Here is a 229-nt window from a genome sequence, read left to right as displayed (position 1 = left end):
GCGCACGGTCTTGGCTGACCAGCATGGCGAAGGAGGCTTCCAGCGTGAAGAACGCAGCTACGACATACCGCGCTTCGGCGGCGAACGTCGCGAAGGCGGCTTCCAGCGCGAAGATCGCAGCTTCGACAAACCGCGCTTCGGCGGCGAGCGTCGCGATGGCGGCTTCCAGCGCGAAGAACGCAGCTTCGACAAACCACGCTTCGGCGGTGAACAGCGCGAAGCGCGCGGC

At 66.4% G+C, this 229-nt stretch carries 1 protein-coding gene; it reads left to right on the top strand.

The window, feature by feature from the left end:
• On the top strand, nucleotides 1-229 hold a 229-nt coding region (locus FLQ03_RS19205), incomplete at both ends, for a hypothetical protein (RefSeq protein ID WP_206211021.1).

The sequence above is a fragment of the Vogesella urethralis genome (assembly GCF_007644045.2).
GTDB classification, from domain to species: domain Bacteria; phylum Pseudomonadota; class Gammaproteobacteria; order Burkholderiales; family Chromobacteriaceae; genus Vogesella; species Vogesella urethralis.
This window is presented reverse-complemented; position numbering and strand designations above follow the sequence as displayed.